General features: G+C 42.6%; 16 protein-coding genes. 6 read left to right on the top strand and 10 right to left on the bottom strand.

Going from position 1 to position 25,023, the window contains the following annotated elements; all coding sequences use genetic code 11:
- Positions 1 to 97: 97 nt before the first annotated feature.
- The 7 genes from L2W36_RS09470 to L2W36_RS09440 all read right to left on the bottom strand — a co-directional run bounded on the left by L2W36_RS09470 (position 98) and on the right by L2W36_RS09440 (position 12,213).
- On the bottom strand, positions 98 to 4,942 hold the full coding sequence (locus tag L2W36_RS09470) for an NAD-glutamate dehydrogenase (protein ID WP_038230488.1): 4,845 nt from the start codon (positions 4,940 to 4,942) through the stop codon (positions 98 to 100).
- A gap of 157 nt (positions 4,943 to 5,099) precedes the next feature.
- Positions 5,100 to 5,318, bottom strand: coding sequence for a DUF2835 domain-containing protein (locus tag L2W36_RS09465; RefSeq protein ID WP_006074533.1), 219 nt, complete (start codon positions 5,316 to 5,318; stop codon positions 5,100 to 5,102).
- A 95-nt stretch (positions 5,319 to 5,413) separates the two neighbouring features.
- On the bottom strand, positions 5,414 to 8,023 hold the full coding sequence (gene pepN / locus L2W36_RS09460) for an aminopeptidase N (RefSeq protein WP_236109876.1): 2,610 nt from the start codon (positions 8,021 to 8,023) through the stop codon (positions 5,414 to 5,416).
- Positions 8,024 to 8,162: 139 nt separating this feature from the next.
- Complete coding sequence (locus tag L2W36_RS09455; RefSeq protein WP_006074536.1) at positions 8,163 to 8,825, bottom strand: hypothetical protein; 663 nt, start codon at positions 8,823 to 8,825, stop codon at positions 8,163 to 8,165.
- Positions 8,826 to 8,990: 165 nt separating this feature from the next.
- Positions 8,991 to 10,994: a carboxy terminal-processing peptidase gene (gene prc / locus L2W36_RS09450; RefSeq protein WP_006074538.1), complete on the bottom strand. Its 2,004-nt coding sequence runs from the start codon at positions 10,992 to 10,994 to the stop codon at positions 8,991 to 8,993.
- Between the two features lie 17 nt (positions 10,995 to 11,011).
- On the bottom strand, positions 11,012 to 11,641 hold the full coding sequence (proQ, locus tag L2W36_RS09445) for an RNA chaperone ProQ (RefSeq protein ID WP_006074539.1): 630 nt from the start codon (positions 11,639 to 11,641) through the stop codon (positions 11,012 to 11,014).
- Between the two features lie 98 nt (positions 11,642 to 11,739).
- Positions 11,740 to 12,213: a GAF domain-containing protein gene (locus L2W36_RS09440; protein WP_006074540.1), complete on the bottom strand. Its 474-nt coding sequence runs from the start codon at positions 12,211 to 12,213 to the stop codon at positions 11,740 to 11,742.
- A gap of 83 nt (positions 12,214 to 12,296) precedes the next feature.
- On the opposite strand from L2W36_RS09440, the gene L2W36_RS09435 reads away from it, so the two are divergent.
- The 4 genes from L2W36_RS09435 (at position 12,297) to rsmF (ending at position 19,559) form a co-directional block, all read left to right on the top strand.
- Complete coding sequence (locus L2W36_RS09435; RefSeq protein ID WP_236109875.1) at positions 12,297 to 14,093, top strand: ABC transporter ATP-binding protein; 1,797 nt, start codon at positions 12,297 to 12,299, stop codon at positions 14,091 to 14,093.
- 39 nt (positions 14,094 to 14,132) lie between these two features.
- The gene (locus L2W36_RS09430; protein ID WP_236109874.1) at positions 14,133 to 15,383 is read left to right on the top strand and encodes a paraquat-inducible protein A; all 1,251 of its coding nucleotides are present in this window, start codon (positions 14,133 to 14,135) and stop codon (positions 15,381 to 15,383) included.
- A gap of 8 nt (positions 15,384 to 15,391) precedes the next feature.
- Complete coding sequence (locus L2W36_RS09425; protein ID WP_236109873.1) at positions 15,392 to 18,028, top strand: PqiB family protein; 2,637 nt, start codon at positions 15,392 to 15,394, stop codon at positions 18,026 to 18,028.
- Between the two features lie 112 nt (positions 18,029 to 18,140).
- On the top strand, positions 18,141 to 19,559 hold the full coding sequence (rsmF, locus tag L2W36_RS09420; protein WP_236109872.1) for a 16S rRNA (cytosine(1407)-C(5))-methyltransferase RsmF: 1,419 nt from the start codon (positions 18,141 to 18,143) through the stop codon (positions 19,557 to 19,559).
- 282 nt (positions 19,560 to 19,841) lie between these two features.
- Here rsmF and L2W36_RS09415 read toward each other — a convergent pair whose 3' ends face one another.
- The gene (locus tag L2W36_RS09415; RefSeq protein WP_006074547.1) at positions 19,842 to 20,681 is read right to left on the bottom strand and encodes a CvfB family protein; all 840 of its coding nucleotides are present in this window, start codon (positions 20,679 to 20,681) and stop codon (positions 19,842 to 19,844) included.
- Positions 20,682 to 20,793: 112 nt separating this feature from the next.
- Here L2W36_RS09415 and L2W36_RS09410 point away from each other — a divergent pair, with 112 nt between their 5' ends.
- Positions 20,794 to 22,143, top strand: coding sequence for a hypothetical protein (locus L2W36_RS09410; RefSeq protein WP_006074549.1), 1,350 nt, complete (start codon positions 20,794 to 20,796; stop codon positions 22,141 to 22,143).
- A 36-nt stretch (positions 22,144 to 22,179) separates the two neighbouring features.
- Here L2W36_RS09410 and L2W36_RS09405 read toward each other — a convergent pair whose 3' ends face one another.
- Both L2W36_RS09405 and L2W36_RS09400 read right to left on the bottom strand, forming a co-directional pair.
- Positions 22,180 to 22,659, bottom strand: coding sequence for a PaaI family thioesterase (locus tag L2W36_RS09405; RefSeq protein ID WP_006074551.1), 480 nt, complete (start codon positions 22,657 to 22,659; stop codon positions 22,180 to 22,182).
- Positions 22,660 to 22,785: 126 nt separating this feature from the next.
- Positions 22,786 to 23,697: a putative PEP-binding protein gene (locus tag L2W36_RS09400; RefSeq protein WP_006074553.1), complete on the bottom strand. Its 912-nt coding sequence runs from the start codon at positions 23,695 to 23,697 to the stop codon at positions 22,786 to 22,788.
- 261 nt (positions 23,698 to 23,958) lie between these two features.
- On the opposite strand from L2W36_RS09400, the gene L2W36_RS09395 reads away from it, so the two are divergent.
- On the top strand, positions 23,959 to 25,023 hold the full coding sequence (locus L2W36_RS09395; RefSeq protein ID WP_236109871.1) for a 3-deoxy-7-phosphoheptulonate synthase: 1,065 nt from the start codon (positions 23,959 to 23,961) through the stop codon (positions 25,021 to 25,023).

Raw genomic sequence — 25,023 nt, 5'->3', positions numbered from 1 at the left:
CAAATTATGTGACATTGTCACTCATTATTCTCTCGACAATAAAAAAGCGCCTATAAAAGGCGCTTATCACTTAATAAAACCAGTTAGCAGTATCTATTTATTGTGTGTTTGCACAATTTAAATTTAACAAGCTCAATTCTCGGAGTGCTACAGAGAACTTAGCAAACTCATGAACATTACCTACTTTGAACTCGTTGAGTATATTTTCCCAACGAAGCAAACTACTCGCATTAGTTTCCATCCAATTATTAAGTGACAGGATAACGTCTTCGTTATCGCCACCACAGCCACATTTAAGGACTTGCGCTGTCAACAAACGTTGCTGCCAGTCTAGATCTTCGCGGAATGCTGCCCTAGCAAGAGCTTGCCAATTATTGTCAACGCCTTGACTGTTTATTTGGTTTAAGAACCAATGCAATGATAGACGATCACCGAGATGGAAATAGAGTTTAGAGGCTTGCTCAACACTAAAGTTAGCTTCTGCAGCGATTTCCGAAATATCAACAGCGGATAGTAAGCTAGATAAACGAGCTACATAATTGGCCAGTTCTTTTCCTACTCCTTGCTCCACCCAGTTTTCAGCTTGTAGACGATGTTCCGCTACTTCTTCAGCTACAAGGCAAGTTTCAAGTGTTTCCTCTACTTTCATAACATCATCACGATAGCGAGCAACGAGTTGCTCAACCGACTGTTTGCCAGGTCGATTTCTCAAGATCCAACGAGCAAGTCTGCGTAATGTGCGGCGTACAATAAACAGCAGCTCATATTGCGCTTCTGAACTGGCAATATTATCAAGTTTACGTATTTGCTCGAAGGTGTATGCAAAACCATAGATCTCTCTAGATGCTGCGTATGCATTGGCAATATCAACCACTGTGGCACCCGTCTCTTCTTGTAGACGAGTCACGAAATTACATCCCATTTCGTTAACCATCTGATTTGCAAGCATTGTAGAGATGATTTCAGCCTTCAGAGGATGCGTTGACATACTTTCTATGTAGTTACGGCGTAACTCAGATGGGAAGTATTGTGTCAGTTGCTGCTGATGATACGCATCGGTCGCGATCTCATCAGTCACCAGTTCTTCTTTCAATACCATCTTACCGTAAGCCACCAGCACTGAGAGCTCAGGTCTTGTCATTCCAATGCCTTGTTTCTCGCGCTCAATCAGCTCTTCATCAGATGGAATATATTCCAAACCACGATCCAAATGACCTGCTTTTTCTAGCGTATGTATGAAACGAATCTGTTCTTTGACTAACGATACGCCTTGGAATTCTGTTACTGATATAGACTCTGACTGGCAATAAGCATCATCTAGTACAATCTCGCCAACCTCATCTTCCATTGACTCAAGGATTTCATTACGTTGTTTGACCGTCAGATCACCGTTAGACACCAGACCATTCAAGAAGATCTTAATATTAACTTCGTTATCGGAGCAATCTACACCACCTACATTGTCAACAAAGTCAGTATTAACACGACCACCAGTTAAAGCGTACTCAATACGCCCCAGTTGAGTCATACCTAAGTTACCGCCCTCACCAACTACCTTGGCTTTCAATTCGTTGCCGTTGATACGTAGTACGTCATTAGCGCGATCACCTACATCAGTATGCGTTTCAGCGCTAGATTTGACGTAGGTACCGATACCGCCGTTCCAAAGTAAATCGACTTCCATGGAGAGAATCATCTTAATAAGATCATTTGGTGCCATGGATGCTTTCTTGGTCCCAAGCATTTTTTGGATCTCAGGAGTTAACGTGATCGATTTTGCTTTGCGAGCAAAAACACCACCGCCCTTTGAGATCAATTTCGGATCATAGTCTTCCCAACTCGAGCGTGGGAGATCAAATAATCGTTTACGCTCTTCCCAACTTTTCGCTGAAGATTGTGGGTTTGGATCAATGAAGATATGCATGTGGTTAAACGCAGCTTGAAGTTTGATGTGCTTCGATAACAACATACCGTTACCAAATACATCCCCTGCCATGTCACCAACACCAATAGCAGTAAAGTCTTCGTTCTGACAATCAATGCCCATTTCACGGAAGTGACGTTTAACTGACTCCCAGCCACCCTTAGCGGTAATACCCATTGCTTTATGGTCGTATCCGTTGGAACCACCGGAAGCAAACGCATCACCCAACCAGAAGTTATATTCATCTGATACCGAGTTGGCCAAGTCAGAGAACGTCGCAGTCCCCTTATCCGCAGCTACTACTAAATACGGATCGTCTTCATCATGTCGAACAACACTCTTCGGTGGAATAATTTCACCTTCGATAATGTTGTCGGATACATCCAATAACGCTCTGATGAACTGTTTATAACAACGTTGACCTTCAGCAAATATCTCATCACGTGATGATAGTTGTGGTTGGCGTTTACAAACAAAACCACCTTTTGCCCCTACAGGTACGATCACCGTGTTCTTAACTTGCTGCGCTTTCACCAACCCAAGTATTTCAGTACGGAAATCTTCTTGGCGATCCGACCAACGCAAACCACCACGAGCAACTTTACCACCACGTAGGTGTACACCCTCAATGTCCGGCGCATAAACGAAAATTTCAAACGCAGGTACTGGAGCTGGAATTTCTGGAATGTTCTTTGGCTCAAGCTTTAAAGATAACCAAGGCTTGTTAACACCATTGTTATCTTTCTGATAGTAGTTTGTACGCAGCGTAGCCGAAATCATTTCGACATAGCGACGGATAATACGGTCATCATCCAAGCTTTCTACTTTATCTAACTGTTTGTGGATCTTATCAATAACACGTTGTTGCCCTTTCTTGCTTCCTTTTAGAGAAGGCATAAAGCGCTGTGCAAATAACTCAACTAGGTCTTTTGCTAGATCTGGGTAATGATTCAGAGTGTCTTCAATATAGTGCTGGCTGAATGGGAAACCGACTTGACGCATATAACGCGCATACGCCCTTAAGATTGACACTTCACGACCAGTTAAACCGGAACCTAGTACCAGACGGTTGAAACCATCACTTTCCAAACCACCAGACCAAATTGCAGCGAATGCTTGTTGGAATCGATCGCGAGCTTCTCGAAGATCGACAACCGCATCACTCTTATGTAGCATCGCAAAATCTAGGATCCAGTATGTTCCGCCGTCTGACTTAACAATCTCATACGGTGATTCACCGATCACTCGCAGACCAAGATTTTCGAGCATTGGCATTACATCGGATAAGTGTATTGGTTCATCACGATGATATAGCTTCAGTTTAACTTCTTTGGAATCCGCCGCCGCTTCTTGTGGTCGGTAGAACAGCATGCCCAACTTATTATCTTCATCAAGGGATTCAAGTCGCTCAATATCCGCCACAGCAGAGGTCGGCATCATGTCTTCTTTATATGAACGAGGGAATGCTCTTGAATACACTTTCGATAACGGTAGCCCTTTGCTTTCACCAAAATTAGCAACAATAGCTTCCGAAAGACGATCATCCCAAGACGCTGATACTTCCATTAGGTTTCTTTCTATCGCCTTCACATCCATATCCATATTATTGTTATCAACCCTTACGATGTAATGGGTTCTAGCCAGAGGGCTTTCGGAGAAATAAGTCGTAAACTCAACCTCTTGCTCACAGCCAAAGTAGTTTTGAAGGATCCGTTGTGTATCTTTTCGAAGCTGAGTGTTATAACGATCTTTGCTAACATACACCATGCAGCTAAAGAAACGACCAAACGGATCTTTACGAACAAACAAGCGGATCAAGTCACGATCCTGCATTTGAACCACACCCATACCTATCTCAAGCAATTCTTCTTCTTTTGCTTGAAGTAGTTCATCGCGCGGATAGTTTTCTAATATATTACGAAGCGCTTTATATGAATAAGATCCATTTCGGTATCCACTAGCATCCAAGATACGATCAACTTTTTCGCGAATTAGTGGAATGGTGGATACACTTTGGTTGTATACGGCTGATGTATACAGGCCAGTAAATCGATGTTCTCCCACAACCTTTCCATTTGCATCGAATTTCTTGATTCCGATGTAATCTGTATACGCGGGTCTGTGGATACGACTTGCTTTATTACCTTTGGTAAGAATAAGTAGGAAAGGCTTTTTCGCTTCTAGGCGTGCCGAGTCGGAAAACTCAGAAATTTTTACCGAACGGACACGTTCTTCACTGGCGAACAGGCCTAAGCCTTTATCTTCGGTAGGTTTGAGTATGGAGTCACCCTCTTCATTGATGAGATCAAACTCTTTGTAGCCCATAAAGGTAAAATTGTGGTTACCAACCCAATCTAAAAACGCGATGGTTTCATCAAAACGATCGGCTTCCATTGGAAGTTTCTTTTTGTTCTTAACCAGATCTTTTGTGATTTGCTTAAGCTTATCCGACATCGCCTCCCACTCGTTAACGACCAAACTAGTGTCTTCGAATATAGAAACCAACTCATCCTTAAGCGCTGACATTTCAGCTTTGTCACTTAAACGGTCGATTTCGATATGGAAAATCGATTGTAAGTGCCCTTTCCCTTCATTAACTGATGTTATCTGCCCTTGTTCATCGCGTTCAAATTGAGTCGGACCATGAAGCATGATGTGACAAGTCAAATCTACTCGATTAAGAGCCATCTTGACTGAGTCAACTAAGAACGGAGAATCTGGAACGGCGATTTCTAAAATAGTGTGAGTTGATTGCCACCCATGACGACTGACCGCCGGGTTGAATACCCGAACCGACACTTCATCGTATTTTTTCTCATTGAGATGATGCCATAAACTAACAACAGCACCGTAAAGATCTGATTCATTTCTTTGTAGCAAATCATCGGGGGAAACATTGCTAAAAATATGTTTGGCGAGTTTAGTTACTAAAGGCTGATTGCTCCCTTCAACTTTGGATTCAATCAACTTGTATACTTTCTCCAGTAGAACCGGAACAACTGGTTCGCGCGTGGTCATAGAAACGCTCCACTTTTTGTTTTTATGAGGGATGTAGGCTTGTTCTATATTGTAAAAGTTTTATTGAGAAAGAGTTAATAAAAAATGGAAGAAGTTTCAGGGAAATGTTTGATAGTGTGACTAATGCACTTATTCATATCACTATAATTTGGAGCGGTTACAGTGATTCTAACCGTATAAACTTATTGTTCTGGTCAGTTATCAATCTAAAGCGACCTTTAATGCCTAATTGTGTCAAAAACGGTCGAAAGCGACTTGCGGGAAGCTGCAGTTTTAAACGCTCATCGGTCACCACCAAAATACTGGATGCATGACCAGTATAATGAGCAAGGTAATTCTGATACGAAATATTGAGATTAAAGCAGTACTGTTTCATATTGTTTAGATATTGTGCAATTTAAGTAATTTTCCTTAGGTTTATTTAAGAAAAAGCCAATACTGTTCATATATACAGTATTGGCTATTTATCGATTATGACTCTAGTGCTTTTGTGACTTTTTCAAATAAGTCTTTAGCTAAGTTGTCCAAACTGCGTAACTTATTCAATTCGACTTTGATAAGTTCCTGACGTTTTTCGTCGTACTTCTTCAGCTTGAGCAACGGATCAATTAAACGTGACGCTACTTGCGGATTTGATTCATTTAACTGAGTCAATATCTCACCAGCAAACTGATAGCCCTCACCCGAGATATCATGGAAGCGACGTGGGTTCATGTTCAAGAAAGAACCTATCAAACTGCGAGTACGATTTGGATTGCTTAAACTAAACGCTTTGTGTGACATACAATGTTTAACATTCTCTAGAGCGTTGATTGATGGATTGGCCCCTTGTAAGGCAAACCATTTATCCATAACCAGTCCATCATGACTCCATTTCTCACTATAATCATCCATCAATAGCTGACGACACGAAAGTGAAGCACTATTTGCGGCAGTCATTGCGGCGATAGTGTCCGTCATATTGTTGGCATCACGATATTGTTGCTCGGCCAAGTATTGGTACTCATCAACGTTCACCAAGTACTGTAGACAAAGGTTTCTTAACGAGCGTTTACCAATTGCGTCATGCTCAATCGAATAATCGGCTTGAGTTAACGTGTGGTATAACGCAGATAATTCATCTTGTAACGCATCTGCTAGCAGTGACTTAATCTCTTTCAACACGTCGCAAACTGCATCGACATCTACAGTTTTATACCAGCCGGCTACTTCATTAAAGCTTGGCAAAGATAATGCTTCAGCAATGAACGCCTCTTCTAAATCTTTGTTCAGTAGTACGCCTCGAAATGCATCAATCACCAAGCTCGGTAGTTCTACACTAATGCCACTTTGAACAGAATTAACATTCGACTTAATGTACTTTGCCAACAGCATTTGCCCAGCATCCCACTTAGCAAAATCGTTTTTCGCATTGATCATTAAAAAGGCTAATTGCTCATCGCTGTAATCGAATTCGAGACGAACCGGAGCTGAAAACTCGCGAAGCATTGAAGGCACAGGTTTCGAAGATATGTTCTCAAAGACAAATTCTTGTTCACTCTGGGTTACATTTAACACGTTATTTAACTCGATTCCGTTACAACGTAACTCTAGAGAATTTCCTTTTTCATCATGCAGTTCTACGTCAAACGGAATGTGTAACGCTTGCTTTTCGGCTTGATCTTGAGTTGGCTGAGTTTGTTGAGAAACGTTAAGCGTATAAGTCTTCGCAGATTCATCGTAACTATCGGTAACCGTTAATGTTGGCGTGCCCGATTGACTATACCAAAGACGGAATTGCTTCAGATCGATTCCCGATGCATCTTCCATTGCGGAAACAAAATCTTCACACGTCGCTGCAGTGCCATCATGCCTTTCAAAGTACAATCTCATACCTGCTTGGAATTTGTCTTCACCTAGCAGCGTATGCATCATTCGAATAACTTCACTTCCCTTTTCGTAAACCGTCAAAGTGTAGAAGTTATTCATTTCAATGACTTTGTCAGGTCTTATTGGGTGTGACATTGGGCTAGCATCTTCAGCAAACTGAGGGCCACGAATAATACGAACATTATTAATGCGGTTAACAGAGCGAGAGCCTAAATCCGAAGAAAATTCTTGATCACGGAATACCGTTAAACCTTCTTTTAAACTCAACTGGAACCAATCGCGACAAGTCACTCGGTTACCTGTCCAGTTATGAAAATATTCATGACCAATAACAGCTTCGATTCCCAAGTAGTCAGTATCTGTAGCGGTTTGGTCGTTAGCCAAAACAAACTTAGAGTTAAAGACATTGAGGCCTTTATTCTCCATTGCACCCATATTGAAGAAATCGACCGCAACGATCATATAAATGTCTAAGTCATACTCAAGGCCGAACCGTTCTTCATCCCACTTCATCGAATTAATTAGTGAAACCATCGCATGATTAGCACGATCGAGATTGCCTTTGTCTACAAATATTTCCAGTGCGACATCTCTGCCTGAACGTGTTTTAAATATATCTCGCAATACATCAAAATCACCGGCGACAAGAGCAAAGAGATAGGAAGGCTTTGGATGTGGATCTTCCCAGGTAACAAAATGTTTACCACTTTCTAACTCACCTTCTTCGATTTTGTTGCCGTTACTTAGGAGGTATGGGAAATCTGCCTTGTCTGCGATGACTTTCGTTGTGTATTTAGCAAGAACGTCTGGTCGATCTAAAAAATAAGTAATACGTCGGAAACCTTCGGCTTCACATTGAGTGCAGTAAGCACCATCAGAAATATATAAACCTTCAAGAGCAGTATTCGTTGACGGAGAAATGTGGTTTTCAATCACCAATTCGAATTCTTTTGGCAGATTAGAAATCTCCAAACCGGAATCATTAGTAATGAAATCACTCCAAGCTTCTCCATTCACTCTGACTTGAATAAGTTCGATATTTTCTCCATCAAGTACCAAGGTTGTTGCCTCACCAAGTTGCTTAACTTGAGAAACAGCGGTCACTTTAGTTTGGGTTTCATGAAGGTCGAAAGTAAGATTTACATCTGTGATAGTATGCGACGGTGTTTGATAGTCGCTACGGTATTTGGCTTTAGGTGCTGACTCGGTCATCCTTTGTCCTTATATTATTATCGTTAGCATAGTTAGCTTAATCCTCGACGATTATATACCTTAGAACTGTTACTGTGCAGAATTGGATACAAAAAAAGCGTCAAACTAAGTTGACGCTTTTGAGTAACTGCCAGTGTTGCTAGCGAATACGGTTGAGTACAGCAAACATATCACCGTCTTCTACCTCTAAAGTCAGTTCATCCTGATTTAATGTATAAGTTGCATCGTGTTCACCGTCTTTATAAAGCAACACGATGTGATCATTTTCGGTGTAGTAGACGCCACTATGAATCGCTTCATCCCCATCGCTTGAACTTACACGAAACGTAAACACAAAATCTGGCTGAAGGATTAAATCCATTCTCGCAATTTCTTGAGCGTGCTTGTCATCACCACTCACACTAACTGAAGACCAGATACCAGCGAGTGCATTGGGCAACGCTTTTGTAAAGACGACTCCATTAAGATTAAGCATATTATGGTTACCACTATAGTTATAGACCTGTGGTTCATCACTGTTTAGACCGAGAATGATCGTATCATCATTGGCGGTAAACAACCCTTCCCAATGTTCAATACTGTAATCTTGTTTTTGAATGTCTATCGAAAAAGTGTAGTTGGAACCCAGCGATAACTTGATTGCTAAAAAGGTGTCCGGGCCTTCTTCTGGACTCGGGTTTACTAAATACCAATCTCCCAACAGAAACGGTTGGTCAAACTGAGTTAAGTCATTGTTATCTTTACGTGTATCAGACAGCACCCCAAACGACAAAACACATAAAAGTAGTGTAATCCATCTCATATGTATCCCCCTCACAGTTATAATAAGCTTAGGTGGATTAATACGAGATTGCGAAATTTTTTGATCTAAATCACGATTTTTAATTTTAAGTATCAAATCTGAGGCAAGCGAGGACAAGCATTAAAAAAGCGAGCACTAGGCTCGCTTTTGTTTAGTTTGAACAGGTTAAGATTTGGCGTTTACCATGTCGACCATAATAGCCACGGCTTCATCTAAGTAAGCGTCTGGAACTTCATAATCTTTCGGGATGTCATCCAAAGTTTTGTATGGCTCTTCTCCCGCCGCTTTTTGACGCAAGTTGACACGCTCTAATCTAAGCTCATCATTGTTATCGCTTTCCGCTTTACGTGCAGCTTCATTCAAAGATAACGTTTTGTCGTCTTTTTCAGCTTTGTACTTAGCGATGTCTTCTGCGATAAATCCAAATTCCATATCCGATTTAATGCGTTCTTCATGCTTAGTCGTAAGCGATGCGATCATTTCATCGTTACGTTGTAACTCACTGTATTTCGCTTTATCTATGCTATCCCATGGTAGTGCGTTATCTTCAACACTCTCACCAGTTTCAGCAGGATCGATTGGCGTTGGGAAGGCGATATCTGGCACTACGCCTTTGTTCTGCGTACTACCACCATTAATTCTGTAGAATTTCTGGATAGTATATTGTACGTAACCTAACTCTTTATCGAATAGATCATAGATATGGTTTAGTGAGCGGTGTTGCTGCACTGTACCTTTACCGAATGAGTTTTCGCCTAATACAATTGCACGACCATAGTCTTGCATTGCAGCTGCGAAAATTTCTGAGGCAGAGGCGCTATAACGATTAACGAGTACAGTCAATGGACCTTGATAGCTAATTTTACCGTCAGTATCACTGTTTACATTGACTCGACCATAGCTGTCTCGTACTTGTACAACCGGGCCACTTTCAATAAATAGCCCCGACATTGCAGTGGCTTCCGTCAAGGCACCACCACCATTGTTGCGTAAATCAACAATGATGCCGTCGACACCTTTTTCTTTCAGTTCGGTAATTAGTTTGTCTGTGTCTTTAGATAAACCAACGTAGAAACTCGGTACCTCTAGAACACCAATTTTCTTACCGTCTTTCTCGATAACTTCAGACTTAACGGCTCTGTCTTCTAAACGAATCTTGTCACGAACGATTTCAACAACTGTCGCCTTAGCATCTTTGCCATCAGGTAAAATCTGTAATTTAACCTTGGTGCCTTTTGGACCTTTGATAAGCTGTACTACATCATCAAGTCGCCATCCGATGACATCTACGATCTCTTCACCATCTTGACCAACACCGATGATCTTATCGCCTTCGCCTAATTGCTTACTCTTAGATGCCGGACCACCTGCTACTAGAGAACGAATAACAGTATAGTCATCAGTGAGTTGGAGAACGGCACCAATACCTTCCAGAGACAGATTCATCTCTGACTGGAACTGTTCTGCAGAGCGAGGAGATAAATAACTAGTATGAGGATCAACTTCTCTTGCAAACGCATTCATATAAATTTGGAATGCATCTTCGTTGTGTGATTGAGTTAGGCGTTTGATTGCGTTGTTGTAACGTTTACCAAGCGTTTCTTTTATCTCATCCCAATTCTTGCCAGCCAACTTCAGATTCAACGCATCATACTTAACGCGTTTACGCCAAAGCTCATTAAGCTCCGCTTCATCCTTTGGCCAAGCGGCCTCTGAACGATCTAACGTAATGCTTTCATCGACATCGAATTTCATCTCTTTGTCTAACAGAGATAACGCGTATGCAAATCTGTCATAACGTTTCTGCATCGAAAGGTTATACACATCAAATGCAATTTGGTTATTACCAGCTTTGAGTTGATCATCAAGCTGAGTCGACCAAGAGTTGAACTTGTCTATGTCGGCTTGTGTGAAGATATTTCGGTTGTAGTCGAGCATTTCCAAATAACGTGCAAAAATCGCTTTTGAAAATTCGTCGTCTAGAGTGAAGTGTTTGTAGTGAGAACGAGTAAAACGAGAAGTTACGCGTTTACTGGCTGTTTCATGTTGTACTTCGGGAGCCAAGGTAGGAATATCTGATTTTTCAAATTTCGCTTCCAAAGCGTGAGCTGATGAAGCTGCTAGCCAAAGGCTAGCAGCAACTATCGATAATTTTGAACGGCACTTCATGCGTAGGAATTTCTCCTTTATGCGCGCAGGTGCTCCGCTTTAACAACCATTTGTAGGCCATTTACTAGCTGAACGCGCACATCTTCCTTATTGATTTCAACAATGGTCGCAGCCATGTTCCCTTTGCCCATGTTTACGTTTACTTGCTTACCGATGATCATTTCATCTGCATTCAAAGCGCGCGTTTCAACTGGCGTATTTACTTTCGCTGGTTTCTTAGTATTGTTTTGTGGCTTGCGTGCTTGAGGCTTTTTAGCTTTAGGTTTTGCCTTGCCTTCTTCACGAGCTTTCTGAGCTTGTTCTTTACGACGAGCTGCAACTTTAGCTTTACTTTCAGCCAGTGTAGCTTGCGCGTGTTCAACATGCTCAGCTTCTAGCTCACCACATTCATTGCCATCTAGGTCAACACGCACTGCACCCGGTTTTACACCGTGTAGATAACGCCAAGAAGAAGTGTATTGTCTTAACGCTGCACGTAGCTGAGTCTTGCTGACTTTCTCGTCATCTTTTAAACGTTCAGCAAGATCTTGAAAGATACCAATTTTAAGTGGTTTTGCTTCACCTTCTACAGTAAAGCATTTAGGGAAACATTCAGCAATATACGCGATAATTTCTTTGCTGTTCTTCAACTTCTCAGTGTTTTCCATGTGGGTTCCTGGTTAATGCGGTTATCCGCGAAGCATTAAGAAAAATATTCTTGGTATTATAGTGACCTGCACTAGAAAAACCACAGGCAAATTTCATTTTAAGCCGCGTTTGTATGTGAATTGAGCACCTTTTCTACCGAATTCATGAAGTTTTTTAGTCCCTCTTCGTCGATTTCACTGAATCGACCAATTGTTGGGCTATCAATATCTAAGACGCCGACTACTTCACCACCGATAGAAAATGGAATCACAATCTCTGAATTGCTTGCAGCATCACATGCAATGTGACCTTCAAACGCGTGTACATCGTATACACGTTGTATGGTGTTGGTTTCTGCCGCAGTGCCACAGACACCACGGCCGACTGGAATGCGGACGCACGCTGGTTTTCCTTGGAAAGGTCCTAACACTAACTCGCCCTGTTTCATTAAATAAAAGCCGGCCCAGTTAAGATCATCTAACTCCATAAAAAGAAGTGCACTAATATTAGATAGGTTAGCAATAAAATCCGTTTCGGATTCAATGAGTGCTGTAGCCTGTTTCGCCAAGCGTTCATAGTTTTCTAGATTCATGATATGTCCATCAATAACACTTTCAATATCTTACAATACCAGTACAATGCCTCAAAATCGTAATAGGAACTATTCTCAAAAGCATGACAAGTACGAATGACACTATTAGCCGTTCCTGGTTAATAACTCAAGTAAAAAATCATAAGTCTCGGCTTATTGCGGCGAATATTATCGCTCTTATTGCTACACTCATTAGCGTCCCTATCCCACTATTGATGCCACTGATGGTCGACGAAGTTCTGCTTAACCAACCTTCCACTGGTTTGCAGTATATGAATATGATCATGTTAGATAGTTGGCAGACACCTATCGGCTACATCGCTCTTACCTTAGTACTCGTCGTTCTTATGCGTACTGTCAGCCAAGGTCTAAATATTCTGCAAGGTCGCCAGTTTACGCTGGTTTCTAAAACCATTACCTATAAAATCCGATGCAAGATGATAGATAAGCTCGGTCGTATCAGCATCAAACAATATGAGACTCGCGGTAGTGGCGGCATTAATGCGCATTTAATTACTGATATTGAAACCATTGACCAATTTATTGGCTCAACGTTAAGCAAATTTATTATTAGTCTCCTAACCGTTTTAGGCACCGCTATCGTCTTGCTATGGTTAGAGTGGCGACTAGGCCTGTTTATCCTATTGGTCAACCCAATCGTCGTCTATTTCTCCCGAAAATTGGGCGGAATGGTTAAGCATCTAAAAAAACAAGAAAACCAAGCGTTCGAAAAGTTTCAAAATCGCCTAGTTGAAACACTTGATGGTATTTATCAACTTAGAGCTGCTAATCGAGAGCGAGATTTCTTACAACAGCTCAAAGAACAAGCCGATGAAGTTCGCAGTAACGCCGATAAATACGCGTGGCAGTCTGAAGCCGCAGGTAGATTGTCGTTTCTTCTTTTCTTAATTGGATTTGAGCTTTTCAGAGCCATCGCAATGGTTATGGTGTTATTCAGCGATCTCACCATAGGGCAAATCTTCGCGGTCTTCGGCTATTTGTGGTTCATGTTAGGCCCTGTTCAGGAATTATTAGGTATTCAGTTCTCTTGGTATAGCGCAAAAGCCGCACTAATAAGAATCAACAGTTTACTCGAATTGGAAGAAGAGCCGCGCGCCATTAGTAAAGTCAATCCATTCAAAGCTGATCGCGAGGTAGATGTTGCTGTTGAAAACGTCTCTTTCTCTTATGATCAAGACAAAGACGTACTCAATAAACTGGACTTGCATATCCCAGCGGGTAAGAAGGTCGCACTGGTGGGAGCCAGTGGCGGGGGCAAGTCTACTCTCATTCAGTTACTTATCGGTGTTTATAAACAACGCAGTGGCATCATTCGCTTCAATGGTGTTAACACTGACGACATAGGTTTCGACATAATTCGAGATAAAATTGCTGTTGTTTTACAGCAACCTATACTTTTTAATGACAGCTTGAGGCATAATCTGACACTTGGCAGAGAGTATGACGACTTCTCCATTTGGAATGCGCTCAAAGTTGCTCAGCTACAAGACGTCACTGACAAGTTAGTCGACGGTCTAGAAACACAAATTGGTCGCAATGGTATTCGGTTGTCCGGAGGACAACGTCAACGACTCGCTATTGCTAGAATGATATTAAGCGATCCGCAGTTCGTCATCCTTGATGAAGCGACGTCTGCACTCGATACTGCTACCGAAGCGGCTTTACACACCGCATTGACTGAGTTTTTGAAAGGCCGCACCACATTGATCGTCGCTCACCGACTTTCAGCAGTAAAACAGGCCGATCTCATCTATGTTCTGGAAGATGGACAAGTCACTCAATCAGGAACGCACGTCGAATTGGTCGAAGCAGAAGGACTGTATCAGACACTTTATGGCTCAGTGCAATCAGCAAGTTAGCTCCACAGCAACACACTCATCTTTGATAGGTCATGAAAGATGAGTGCCTGTTCTCACGCGCGAACACCTACCCAAGTTCGTTTATGCCAATGCTGTGAATTGCCTGTTGACATCGTCGACCTAAAAAAAGGCTACAGTGCTGATTGCCCTCGTTGCGGTACCCAACTCTATCGCAGCGAAAGTTACTCAACTGGTGGCAACCTTGCGCTAGCAATAACCTGCCTACTCCTGTTTATACCTTCTCATTATTTCGACTTTATAACTATCCGACTTGTAGGAATGATGATTGAAGGCACCTTAATGGAAGGGGTTTATGCCCTCATTAAGGAAGGCTACCCAGGGCTTGCTTTGTTAACCCTATTTTGTCACACCATTGCCCCACTCGCTATGTGTGCCACAGTGATAACTGCTCATGTCGCACTGAAGTATCGTTGGTTCAATACGCTTAAAATATCGCTCAGCATTCTCTCACACAGTAAGCACTGGGTAATGTTAGATGTCTTCCTGATCAGTGTCGCTATTTCATGCTTTAAGCTCCAAGATTATTCGGATATCTACGTTGGTAATGCACTATATAGCTTGGTGATTCTACAAGTACTTACTATTGTTCTAGTGAACCGAGTAAGCACAAGACGTTATTGGGAAAGTTGGCAAGCAGAAAGCTCATTGCCAGTAGAAGCAAAAGAAATCCACTGCCACACATGCCATTTATCCCAACCCGAAGCTGAATTTTGCGTTCGTTGCCACAATCCACTGCACCATCGCAAGCCCAACTCCATGCAGAAGACATGGGCGCTGCTTATTGCCGCTACCGTTGCAATATTCCCAGCCAACCTTGTGCCTATTTCAATTTTAATTACCAATGGACAACGCCTAGAAGATACCATTTTTTCTGGGGTCGCATCGCTTATTAACAATGACATGCTGGGTATTGCCATTATTATCTTTGTGGCGAGTATCGTAGTACCCGTAGCTAAGATTATTGGCCTCAGCTATCTGATGTTTTGCATTCAATTCGACAAGGTTAAAAATCACAAAGTCGAAATGAGTATTTACCGAGCGATTAAATGGATCGGCAAATGGTCGATGACTGATTTGTTCGTCATTTCAATCATGCTTACCTTAGTAGACCGTGGCCAGATTTTGAACTTCACCCCAGGGTTTGGTGCCGTTGCCTTCGGTATAGTGGTTGTATTAACCATGTTTGCGGCCGAAACATTGGACCCACGATTACTGTGGGACAGACATAATTCGAAACCTTCCTTGCAACCTGAAACCAAAGTTGAGTAGTAGCTTTAATGAGTAACGAGAATCAACAGCAACCATCCTATAGCCCAGAGATTAAGAAAGATCGACGCATATCTCCTCTCTGGATCTTGCCTGTTTTGACCATCGCCTTGGCGGGTTGGTTATTAGCAAAAGCCGTTCATGATGCCGGTCAACGAGTGCAAATCTACTTCTCTGATGCGCAAGGATTAATAGCAGGTAGAACGACTATTCGCTATCAAGGTTTAGAGGTGGGTATGGTGCGAGACATCAATCTGTCAGAAGACCTGAGTAACATCTATGTCGATGCTGATATATATCCAGAAGCAACCAAGTTACTGGGTGAAGACACTAAATTTTGGTTGGTAAAACCTTCCGCGTCGCTATCTGGAATTTCTGGATTAGATGCTCTAGTATCCGGCAACTACATATCGATTTTCCCTGCTACCGAATCCGATAGCGCGAAATCCAAATATGTGGCTCTTGAGTCAGTACCAACAGAACTCGCCGTCAACGACGGGTTAACTGTTACTTTAAAAGCAAGAGACTTAGGGGGCATTTCAGTAGGCTCAAAAATTGTCTACAAGAAAATTCCAATAGGTGAAGTCTATAGCTTCAAACTTGATAATGATGCTGAAACCGTCATTATCAAAGCATCCATTCAAGACGAGTTTCGTCACATCATCACTGACAAGAGCCGCTTTTGGAATGTGAGTGGCATCGGAGCTAATGTTGGTTTTCAAGGTGTCGACATTCGTCTTGAAAGCTTGAGTGCTATTCTCGCAGGTGCCATTGCCGTAGACTCTCCAGACGGTGGTGAACCGGTAAAAGCTGGGACAGATTTTAGACTGTACAAAGATCTTAAAACCGCTGGTCGAGGTATTCCAATTCGCATCGCCCTACCCGATAACAGCAACCTGAAGGCCAATGGCTCACCGATTATGTATCGCGGCCTTGAGATCGGCCGTATAAACAATTTGGCACTAAGCGGCGAACGAGACTCTATAATTGCTTCAGCATCTATCGAGCCAGCCTTTAGTGATATGCTCAATCAGGGCACACTGTTCTTATTGGAAGAAGCCAAAGTGTCACTGTCTGGGGTTGAAAACCTATCAAATCTAATTACTGGAAACTTTTTGACGCTCGTTCCTGGAAGTGGCGAACAAGCCCGTGACTTTGTAGCAGTTAAACAAGACGAACTCGACCGCGTTCAAGCGAAATCTATCGCTATACGTCTACTTTCTGAGAACTCATTTGGTCTTGAGCCTGGCAGCAGCGTCCTTTATAGAGGTATTCCTGTCGGTACGCTAAATAGCGTGGAGCTGGTGGACGACCAAGTCGCAATGGATATATCCATCGATATTGAGTACAAAGATCTGATTCGCTCGCAAAACCGCTTTTTCGTAACAGGCAGTGCTACCGCTGAGTTAACTAAAGCGGGACTCAACGTTACTGTCCCACCTGCAAAACAACTTCTCACAGGCTCTATCAGTTTTGTCAGTGAAGGTGCGAAAACAGACCGCGCAGAATTTGCCTTGTTCCAAACCAAATCGTTGGCTGAGTTAGCAAAACATGACCAAACTGGTTCAATGCGCCTGACACTATTCGCTAATGAGCTTCCTCCAATTCAAGAAGGTAGTCCTGTTCTATATCGAAATATGCAGGTAGGTAGCGTATCAAACTACTCATTGACCGATGGCGGAGTCTATATTCAAACGAGCATCGATAACAAATACAAGCACCTCGTTACACCGCAAACGGTATTTTGGAACCGCTCTGGTGTTGAAGTTGAAGCCTCTTTATCTGGGATCAATGTTAAAGCTGCGCCACTCAAAACACTTATCGACGGCGGTATCGCATTTGATAGCATGCCGGGTATCGACAACAAAACTGGCAAGAACTGGAAACTATATCAGGACTTCAACTCAGCTCGTAAATTTGGTCAGTCTATTACTCTCTATACCACGACATCAGACCAACAAGTCAGTAAAGGTATGCCGCTAAAATACCAAGGGGTAAAAGTTGGTGAAGTGATGCTTACCGTTCCAGATTTCGATAAAGAGCGTGTTGAAGTAATCGCAAGAATTCTGCCGGAGTATGTCGATCAATTAACTACATCAGGCACCTATTATTGGATGGTGAAACCGCAAATCGGTCTAAACGGTGTGAAGAACCTAGGCGCTATTGTTAGTCAATATATAGCCGTAGAACCGGGTAAGGGAAAAGCCTCTAAGGTTTTCGATCTTAACGATTTTCCTAAAGTAGAAAACGGCGTTGAGTTTACGCTACAAAGTGAAACTCGTGGCTCAATTAAGCCAGGAACACCTATCCTCTATCGAGACATTGAAGTGGGTCGTGTCACTGACGTCGAGCTTGGCACATTCGCTGATCGAGTCATCTCCACCATTCAAATTGATCCGCACTATGCGTATTTAGTCCGTTCTAATAGCGTGTTTTGGAATGTGTCTGGCTTAGATGTGCAAATTGGCCTCTCGGGCGCTAACATCAAGGCTGGTACTGTTGATAGCCTGATTCGAGGAGGGATTACGTTCTCTACTCCAGAAGGGAAACAGCTTCAACCTCAAGCAGAGGCTGGACAGTCGTTTTATTTAAACACCTCTGCAGAAGAAAACTGGAAAAAATGGCGCACGCCAATCCCTACTCCTTAATCGAACAAAAGACGCCTTTCCTAAGCCCGCAATAGCGGGCTTTTATTTGCTTTGATTACCGCTGGGTATATAATTCGCTGCTAAATAAACACAGCTATCGAAAGGCATCATTTTGCACGCCAATGTTTACCTCCCAAAAGACTTCTTAAGACATGTTGAAACGTTCCTCCCTAGCACTCTCAACATGGAAGACTTCATCGCCGCTTGTCAAAGACCCTTAAGAAAGAGTATTCGCGTTAATACCCTTAAGATTTCAATTGATGACTTTTTAAACAAAGCACTGGCAAATGGGTGGGAATTAACGACCATCCCTTGGTGTGAAGAGGGATTTTGGATTGATGCAGACGAAAGCACCGTACCCCTTGGCAACACCGCAGAGCATATGGCCGGATTATTCTATATTCAAGAAGCCAGTTCTATGCTGCCGCCTAGCGCTTTATTTTGTGGTGATGACAAATTTGAAGCCGTCTTGGACATGGCCGCCGCTCCCGGCTCAAAAACGACTCAGATTGCCGCATTAATGAATAACGAAGGAGTTTTGGTAGCGAATGAGTTTGCCGCTAGCCGCGTTAAAGTATTGCACGCCAATATCGAACGCTGCGGAGTCAGTAATGTTGCAATGAGTAACTACGATGCTCGCGTGTTTGGCGGATGGTTGCCCGAACAGTTTGATGCCATTCTCTTAGATGCACCATGCTCAGGGGAAGGAACCGTTCGTAAAGATGCCGATGCGATGAAAAACTGGAGCCTAGCGTCTACCAAAGATATTGCACAAACCCAGAAAGACCTTATTGAAAGTGCATTTCACGCCCTAAAAGTAGGTGGGTCTTTGGTCTATTCTACTTGTGCTTTAAGTCCAGAAGAAAACCAACAGGTTGCTCTTCATCTCACACAAACTTTTGGAAATGCTGTTGAAATCACGTCATTGCAACAGCTGTTCCCTGATGCAGAGAAAGCGACAACACAAGAAGGGTTTCTGCACGTTTTCCCGCAAACTTACGACAGTGAAGGCTTCTTTATTGCCAAGTTTAAGAAAACAGCTGCTTACCCTGCACCAACAGTAAAGAAGCGACTAGGTAAGTTTCCTTTTCAACCATTAACTCGAAAAGAATCAAGTGACGTTGTCACTCAACTACAGCAAACTATGGGAACCTCTCTTCCACAACACAGCACGTTATGGAAGCGTGACAATGACATTTGGTTATTCCCAGAAGCGCTAGAACCAATGTTGGGAGAGTTTCGTTTCTCGCGCATGGGTATCAAAATCGCAGAACAACATAAAAAAGGTTATCGCTGGCAACATCAAGTCGCTACTGCTCTGACTAATACTGAAACAGCCGCTGTTCCCCTATCTAAAGAGGACGCAAGAGAGTGGTTTATGGGTCGAGACGTAAGGCCTGAGGGCTTATCTGGCAAAGGCGAAGTGTTCGTTAGTTATAACGGTTTTATTATTGGTTTGGGTAAATGGGTTGGAAATAGAGTAAAGAATGGCCTTCCAAGAGAGTTGGTGCGCGACAAAAACCTGTTTTAAGCCAAATACATAGCGGTTTTAGCTAGCTAAAACCGCTTGTCACATCGCTTTTTTCCTGTTCTGTACTACACTTTAAAGGTTATCAACACATAGGCAATTAAACGCAATAGCCGTTTAAAGTAAAGATTCTAAGCACTGACATAAAGAAGCATAGCGACGCATTATTGAATGCAGGTTTGTTTAAAACAGTTAGCGTAGGCTCTCCATGAGCCATTCCCCTAGGCCCAAATCAGGATCAGTTTTGGGCCTCTTTTTGGTCTGAAGTTTTATCGTTAGTTTTGATTAGTCTTGAATCAGACGAATACCATCTTTATCAATACTGATCTTACCTTGCTTATATAGACCACCGATACTCTTCTTATATGTACCTTTACTGGTTTTGAAGGTGGCAAAAATCGCTTCAGGCGTAGATTTGTCGCTCAATGGTAAGAAGCCACCTTTCTTCTCTAGTAGACTTAGGATTTTTTCACTTAAATCATCCATTTTTGCAACGCCCACTTTTTGAAGCGTCAAGTCTATCTTACCATCAGAACGAACTTGTTTGATAAAGCCCTTCAACTGCTTACCGATAAACAACTTACCAAATACATCCGAAGGGAAAATCATTCCCCAGTGTTCACCATTAATGATCGCTTTGTAGCCCAAGTCACTGCGTTCAGCGATGAGCAAATCAACTTGCTGGTTCTTTGTATATTGTGCAGGTGTATTGTCTAAAATCTTGTTGAATTTCGTGGTACCAACGATACGGCCGGATGCTTTGTCGGTGTACACGTAAACCAGAATCGTTTGTCCTGCTGACAGGCGACCACGCTGTTCGCTAAAAGGAATAAGTAAGTCTTTCTCTTTAATTCCCCAACTGGCAAATGCGCCGATGCTATTTACGCCTTCAACTTTCATCAGGCCCCACTCGCCAACTTGTGCAACTGGTTTTTCTGTGGTTGCAGCAATTTGGTTGTCCGCATCAAAATAGAGAAAAACATCAACAACATCACCAACCGCTACACCCTCAGGAGCGTGCTTCTTGGTTAATAAAATCGAACCGTAATCTTTTCCGTCTAAAAACCAACCAAAATCCGCTTCTTTTGTTACTTCTAGCTGGTTGATACGACCTACGTTAATCATTGTGTTTATCTCTATTGGGGTAATTGGCGCGATTATACCTGACTCGCTTTAAGATGCTAGTTTACCTTGGTTCTGATATGCTTAACGTTATCAAAGCACACGGAGAAGTTGTTTGATCACCGTCGACAAGCAAGACGCCATTACACTCAAAATTGCACACGTGATGGCAAATTCAAAAAGATTAGATTTAGATGTTTACTTATTCGTCCCGAACGAACTAGGGATGAAGTCACATCTAGTATCCGAAACAGATTTCTACTACGATTCAATTTCGCAAAAGCGAGCCTACTACAGTAATGAAACACTTCTGCCACTTGTTCACTCGCGATTAGCAAAGCGAGGACGTCTTTCTAATACTCAATACCGCGTCAGTTTGAGTCTATTCGCCTACCAATATGTTATTGCCCTCGATAAAGCAGTTGCAACCTTAAAAGAAACGGCGAAGGAAGATGTCACCGCAGATGAAATAGATGAAGTCATCGAGCTCGCTCTCGATATTCTTAAGAAGATGCGCCGTTCGATTCCTTATGAAGAAAGCCTTAAACGTCACTATGCCAACATTGATAACTATTTATCTTGGTATACCGGGCAGAAGTTTCTGGAACTCGTCGTCTATATCCCTAACGGTAAGGCATATACCCCTTTAAAAGATCGGCTTATTACCATTGTCGAAAAAGAACAGGCACATCGAAATCTTAACAACTACAACTCTGAAAAAGTTCGTAAAGACCCTACTCGTCTTAGCAACAAGATGAGATTATTGCGCCGCTTGATTGAACACCCTGTAGTACTGCAAGAAAAGTCAACGTCCGTCGGCAGTAATACTAAACGAGTTATCAAAGGTACTGCGACTGGACTGGTGATGTTATTCGTAACGTCCGCGGTCATATTGGCACGCGATTATCTGGGCGAGATTACCGCTTCATTTATTCTTGTACTATCTGTTATCTACGCATTGCGTGAAGTATTTAAAGATGACCTACGCGATATTATGTGGCGCTGGATACAAAGAGGAAAACCTAAGTGGCGCAGACGTTATATCGATGCAACTACAAAGAAAGATGTGGGCAGGAAAATTGAGTGGTTGGACTACACAACGTTCGAAAAGATGCCAGATAGAATTAAGTCTATTCGCAAGAAGCGTGTGGTTCAAAGAGAAGAAGAAATCTTGCACTATCGCTCACTAACCGACATGGCGACCTCTAAATTTACCAGTGGTTATGATCAGACTCGTGAAGTCATTAATATTAACTTCCGAGCGCTGACGCGATTGATGGATAAATCCAACAACCGCTTTTATAAGCTTCAAGACGGTCAAGTAGTGAAAGAATCGTTAGAAAAACGTCACTTGCTCAATCTGATTGTGAAGGAGCACAACCATGGTAACGAACCCATTTACTATCGTTGGAAAATTGTGCTCAGCCGTTCGAAAATTGTCGATATAGAACAAATCCCACTGTAGTACTAAAAGTTTGAGTACACAGTTTGGTTTGCTAGGTTACGCTGCCTTAGCTTTTAATGACAAGACCAAAGAAAACTCCGCCATTGGTTCGTCACCATGTAGTGATGGACAGATGGCGGTAATCTTTACCGGTCTGTTCACACGCTCTCCCGTTCTTATCGTCTCGTCCAACATTTCATCAATAAGCCTTCCGTCAGAGCAAACAAATTGAACATCAGCTTCTGGCCGTTTTAGAAATTTGCCTTCGACCTCTTTGAATGCCAACGACACTTTATTACCGCGTTTTTGCGCTTTGTTCATCGCCATAAATCCGCCGGCCACATCAGCACCAACCGCAAGCACGCCAAAATACATACTGTTTAAGTGGTTCTTCGTACGTCGCCTTAATGGAATATTAATTACGACCTTTTCTTCGTTCAGTTCCAGTAATTTTGGACGGCATAACCAAATTAACGGCACCTTCATAAACCCAAACGCGTTAAGGTAAAAATTAGCCTTTTGTAACGGCGATAACATACGACTTCCCTCATTCATACTTGTCTGACCAGTAAACTAGAAAGCTACGAAGATGTCAAAATTTTGTTAATAAAAAGCTCCTAACTTCGTAAGAAGACAGGAGCTTTCACTGTAGCGCCGCCGTAATTAAGCTGCAGTGGAATATACGTCGATTCTACCCAGTTCAGAAATGAAGTCTTTAAGGGCTGGATAATCGTCGAGTGATCCAATTGTCAGTAGAGCCGGTTTTCGCGCTTCTTTTGAAGCGGCAACCGCTTCTTTAATTAGCTTTAGTACCGCTTCGTTTTGAGGGTCGTATAGATGAACTAGTTCTTCTTGATTGATGTCGACACCTAAAGTCAATTGAGTCAAGCTCTCAACTTTAATTACCAATCCATCGAAATACTGAAGCAAACGCTCAGACAGCAGCACTGCAGAAGGAGTGTCACAAGCAAACAATACTTTTAGACCATTAAGGCCTCGTGGCAAACCCTGCTCAGCGAGTCGATCAATGATTTTAGCGGCATCACTCAAGGCACGTACGCAAGGCACAACGATTTCGACATTAATACCGTCAGCTCTCAAACGCTTTATCACTTCGCATTCAAGCGCAAAGCACGCTTTATAAGCGTCAGAAGCAAATCGAGAGACACCACGAAGTCCCAGACAAGGGTTCACCTCATCAGGTTCCGCGCCTCCACCTAGTAGAGCACTCATCTCGTAGCTATTTGCATCATTGAGTTCAAGACGTACGGTGTCGTAAGAAGCAATATTCGCCGCTTTAATTGCATTCACTAACGTCTCAACAAAAAACTCTGAAGCACTTTGCTCACCTAAGATAGCATTTATTGCCTCGAGCTCTACGGTATCGAGAGAGTCAACCATTGAGGCATAGTTGGGGTGAAAGAATATCTTTTCCATAATGAGCTCAGAAATAGATACATAAAGATGGGTAGCAGGTTGCTGCTGCTCGCCAAAACTAGGTAGTACATTTCCAAGGTTCAGGTTGGTTGTTGATTCGGCTTCTTCTTGGCCAGTTTGGATAGTGTCGTACCCCATTGCTGCTCCGTGCTGTTGTTATTTGCTTTAAAGGAAAAATACCGACTCCCGCCAATGAATACAAGGGATTCCTTTTAATTAAATGTGACCACTATTTTTGTAGCACGAGGATAAAGCCAAACTTTGATTCTAATTTAACCAATGCGTGTTTTATGAAGGACGAATCAATGCAAATGATACGGTTATCTCCGGATTAGAGGTTTATTCTAACTGTCATTTCGTTTATCTTTACCGCTTCGTAATAAATTTGCAGGCTGCACCATGCCATTAAAGACAGATGAACTAAGAACACAGGCATTAGGTCCAATGCCGACTCCGTCAGAATTGAGTACGAATCACCCAATCACGGATGACGTTGCAGAGCGCATTGCTAATTCTCGCCGTCAAATTGAAAGTATTTTAAGCGGAGAAGACAATCGTCTTCTTTGCATCGTAGGACCTTGTTCAGTCCACGATACTGAAGCTGCACTAGACTACGCTAAGCGTTTAAGTGCAATTCAAGACAAGTATAAAGACGACCTATTTATCGTCATGCGTACCTACTTTGAAAAACCACGCACTGTTGTTGGCTGGAAAGGCTTAATTACTGATCCCAATCTTGATGGTTCTTATGCTCTTGAGACTGGCTTGAACAAAGCTCGTGGTTTGCTCCTAGACATCAACAAACTTGGTTTGGCTACAGCAACTGAGTTTTTAGATATGATTACGGGCCAATACATCGCCGACCTTATCACTTGGGGCGCAATTGGCGCACGTACTACTGAGTCGCAAATTCACCGAGAAATGGCCTCAGCTTTATCTTGCCCTGTTGGTTTCAAAAACGGTACCAACGGCAGCATCAAAATTGCAATTGATGCGATTCGCGCCGCGAGAGCACAGCACTATTTCTACTCACCAGATAAACATGGCCGTATGACAGTATACCGCACCAGTGGTAACCCATATGGTCATGTGATTCTACGTGGTGGAGACACAGGACCAAACTTCGATAAAGCGTCTATCGAGAAAGCATGCGAGCAGTTAGCATCATTTGACTTGCCAGCTCGCCTAGTTGTTGACTTCAGTCACGCAAACTGCCAAAAACAACATCGTAAGCAACTCGACGTTGCAAAAGACATCGCTGGTCAAATCATCTCTGGTTCCAATAAGATTTCAGGCATCATGGCTGAGAGCTTCATAGAAGAAGGTAACCAGAGCATGGAAGATCTCCATAACCTTACTTATGGACAATCAATCACAGATCCTTGCCTTAGTTGGAATGATACCGTTCAAATGCTAGACATTCTTGCTGATGCTGTAAAACAACGTAACGAGAAGGAAGGTTAA

The organism is Vibrio sp. McD22-P3, assembly GCF_021568915.1.
GTDB lineage: Bacteria > Pseudomonadota > Gammaproteobacteria > Enterobacterales > Vibrionaceae > Vibrio > Vibrio mediterranei.
This window is presented reverse-complemented; position numbering and strand designations above follow the sequence as displayed.

Coding starts and splice junctions, on each gene's coding strand:
- L2W36_RS09470 (WP_038230488.1), bottom strand. CDS start 4,942: ATGACCACGCGCGAACCAGTTGTTCCGGTTCTACTGGAGAAAGTATAC.
- L2W36_RS09465 (WP_006074533.1), bottom strand. CDS start 5,318: ATGAAACAGTACTGCTTTAATCTCAATATTTCGTATCAGAATTACCTT.
- pepN (WP_236109876.1), bottom strand. CDS start 8,023: ATGACCGAGTCAGCACCTAAAGCCAAATACCGTAGCGACTATCAAACA.
- L2W36_RS09455 (WP_006074536.1), bottom strand. CDS start 8,825: ATGAGATGGATTACACTACTTTTATGTGTTTTGTCGTTTGGGGTGCTG.
- prc (WP_006074538.1), bottom strand. CDS start 10,994: ATGAAGTGCCGTTCAAAATTATCGATAGTTGCTGCTAGCCTTTGGCTA.
- proQ (WP_006074539.1), bottom strand. CDS start 11,641: ATGGAAAACACTGAGAAGTTGAAGAACAGCAAAGAAATTATCGCGTAT.
- L2W36_RS09440 (WP_006074540.1), bottom strand. CDS start 12,213: ATGAATCTAGAAAACTATGAACGCTTGGCGAAACAGGCTACAGCACTC.
- L2W36_RS09435 (WP_236109875.1), top strand. CDS start 12,297: ATGACAAGTACGAATGACACTATTAGCCGTTCCTGGTTAATAACTCAA.
- L2W36_RS09430 (WP_236109874.1), top strand. CDS start 14,133: ATGAGTGCCTGTTCTCACGCGCGAACACCTACCCAAGTTCGTTTATGC.
- L2W36_RS09425 (WP_236109873.1), top strand. CDS start 15,392: ATGAGTAACGAGAATCAACAGCAACCATCCTATAGCCCAGAGATTAAG.
- L2W36_RS09415 (WP_006074547.1), bottom strand. CDS start 20,681: ATGATTAACGTAGGTCGTATCAACCAGCTAGAAGTAACAAAAGAAGCG.
- L2W36_RS09405 (WP_006074551.1), bottom strand. CDS start 22,659: ATGTTATCGCCGTTACAAAAGGCTAATTTTTACCTTAACGCGTTTGGG.
- L2W36_RS09400 (WP_006074553.1), bottom strand. CDS start 23,697: ATGGGGTACGACACTATCCAAACTGGCCAAGAAGAAGCCGAATCAACA.
- L2W36_RS09395 (WP_236109871.1), top strand. CDS start 23,959: ATGCCATTAAAGACAGATGAACTAAGAACACAGGCATTAGGTCCAATG.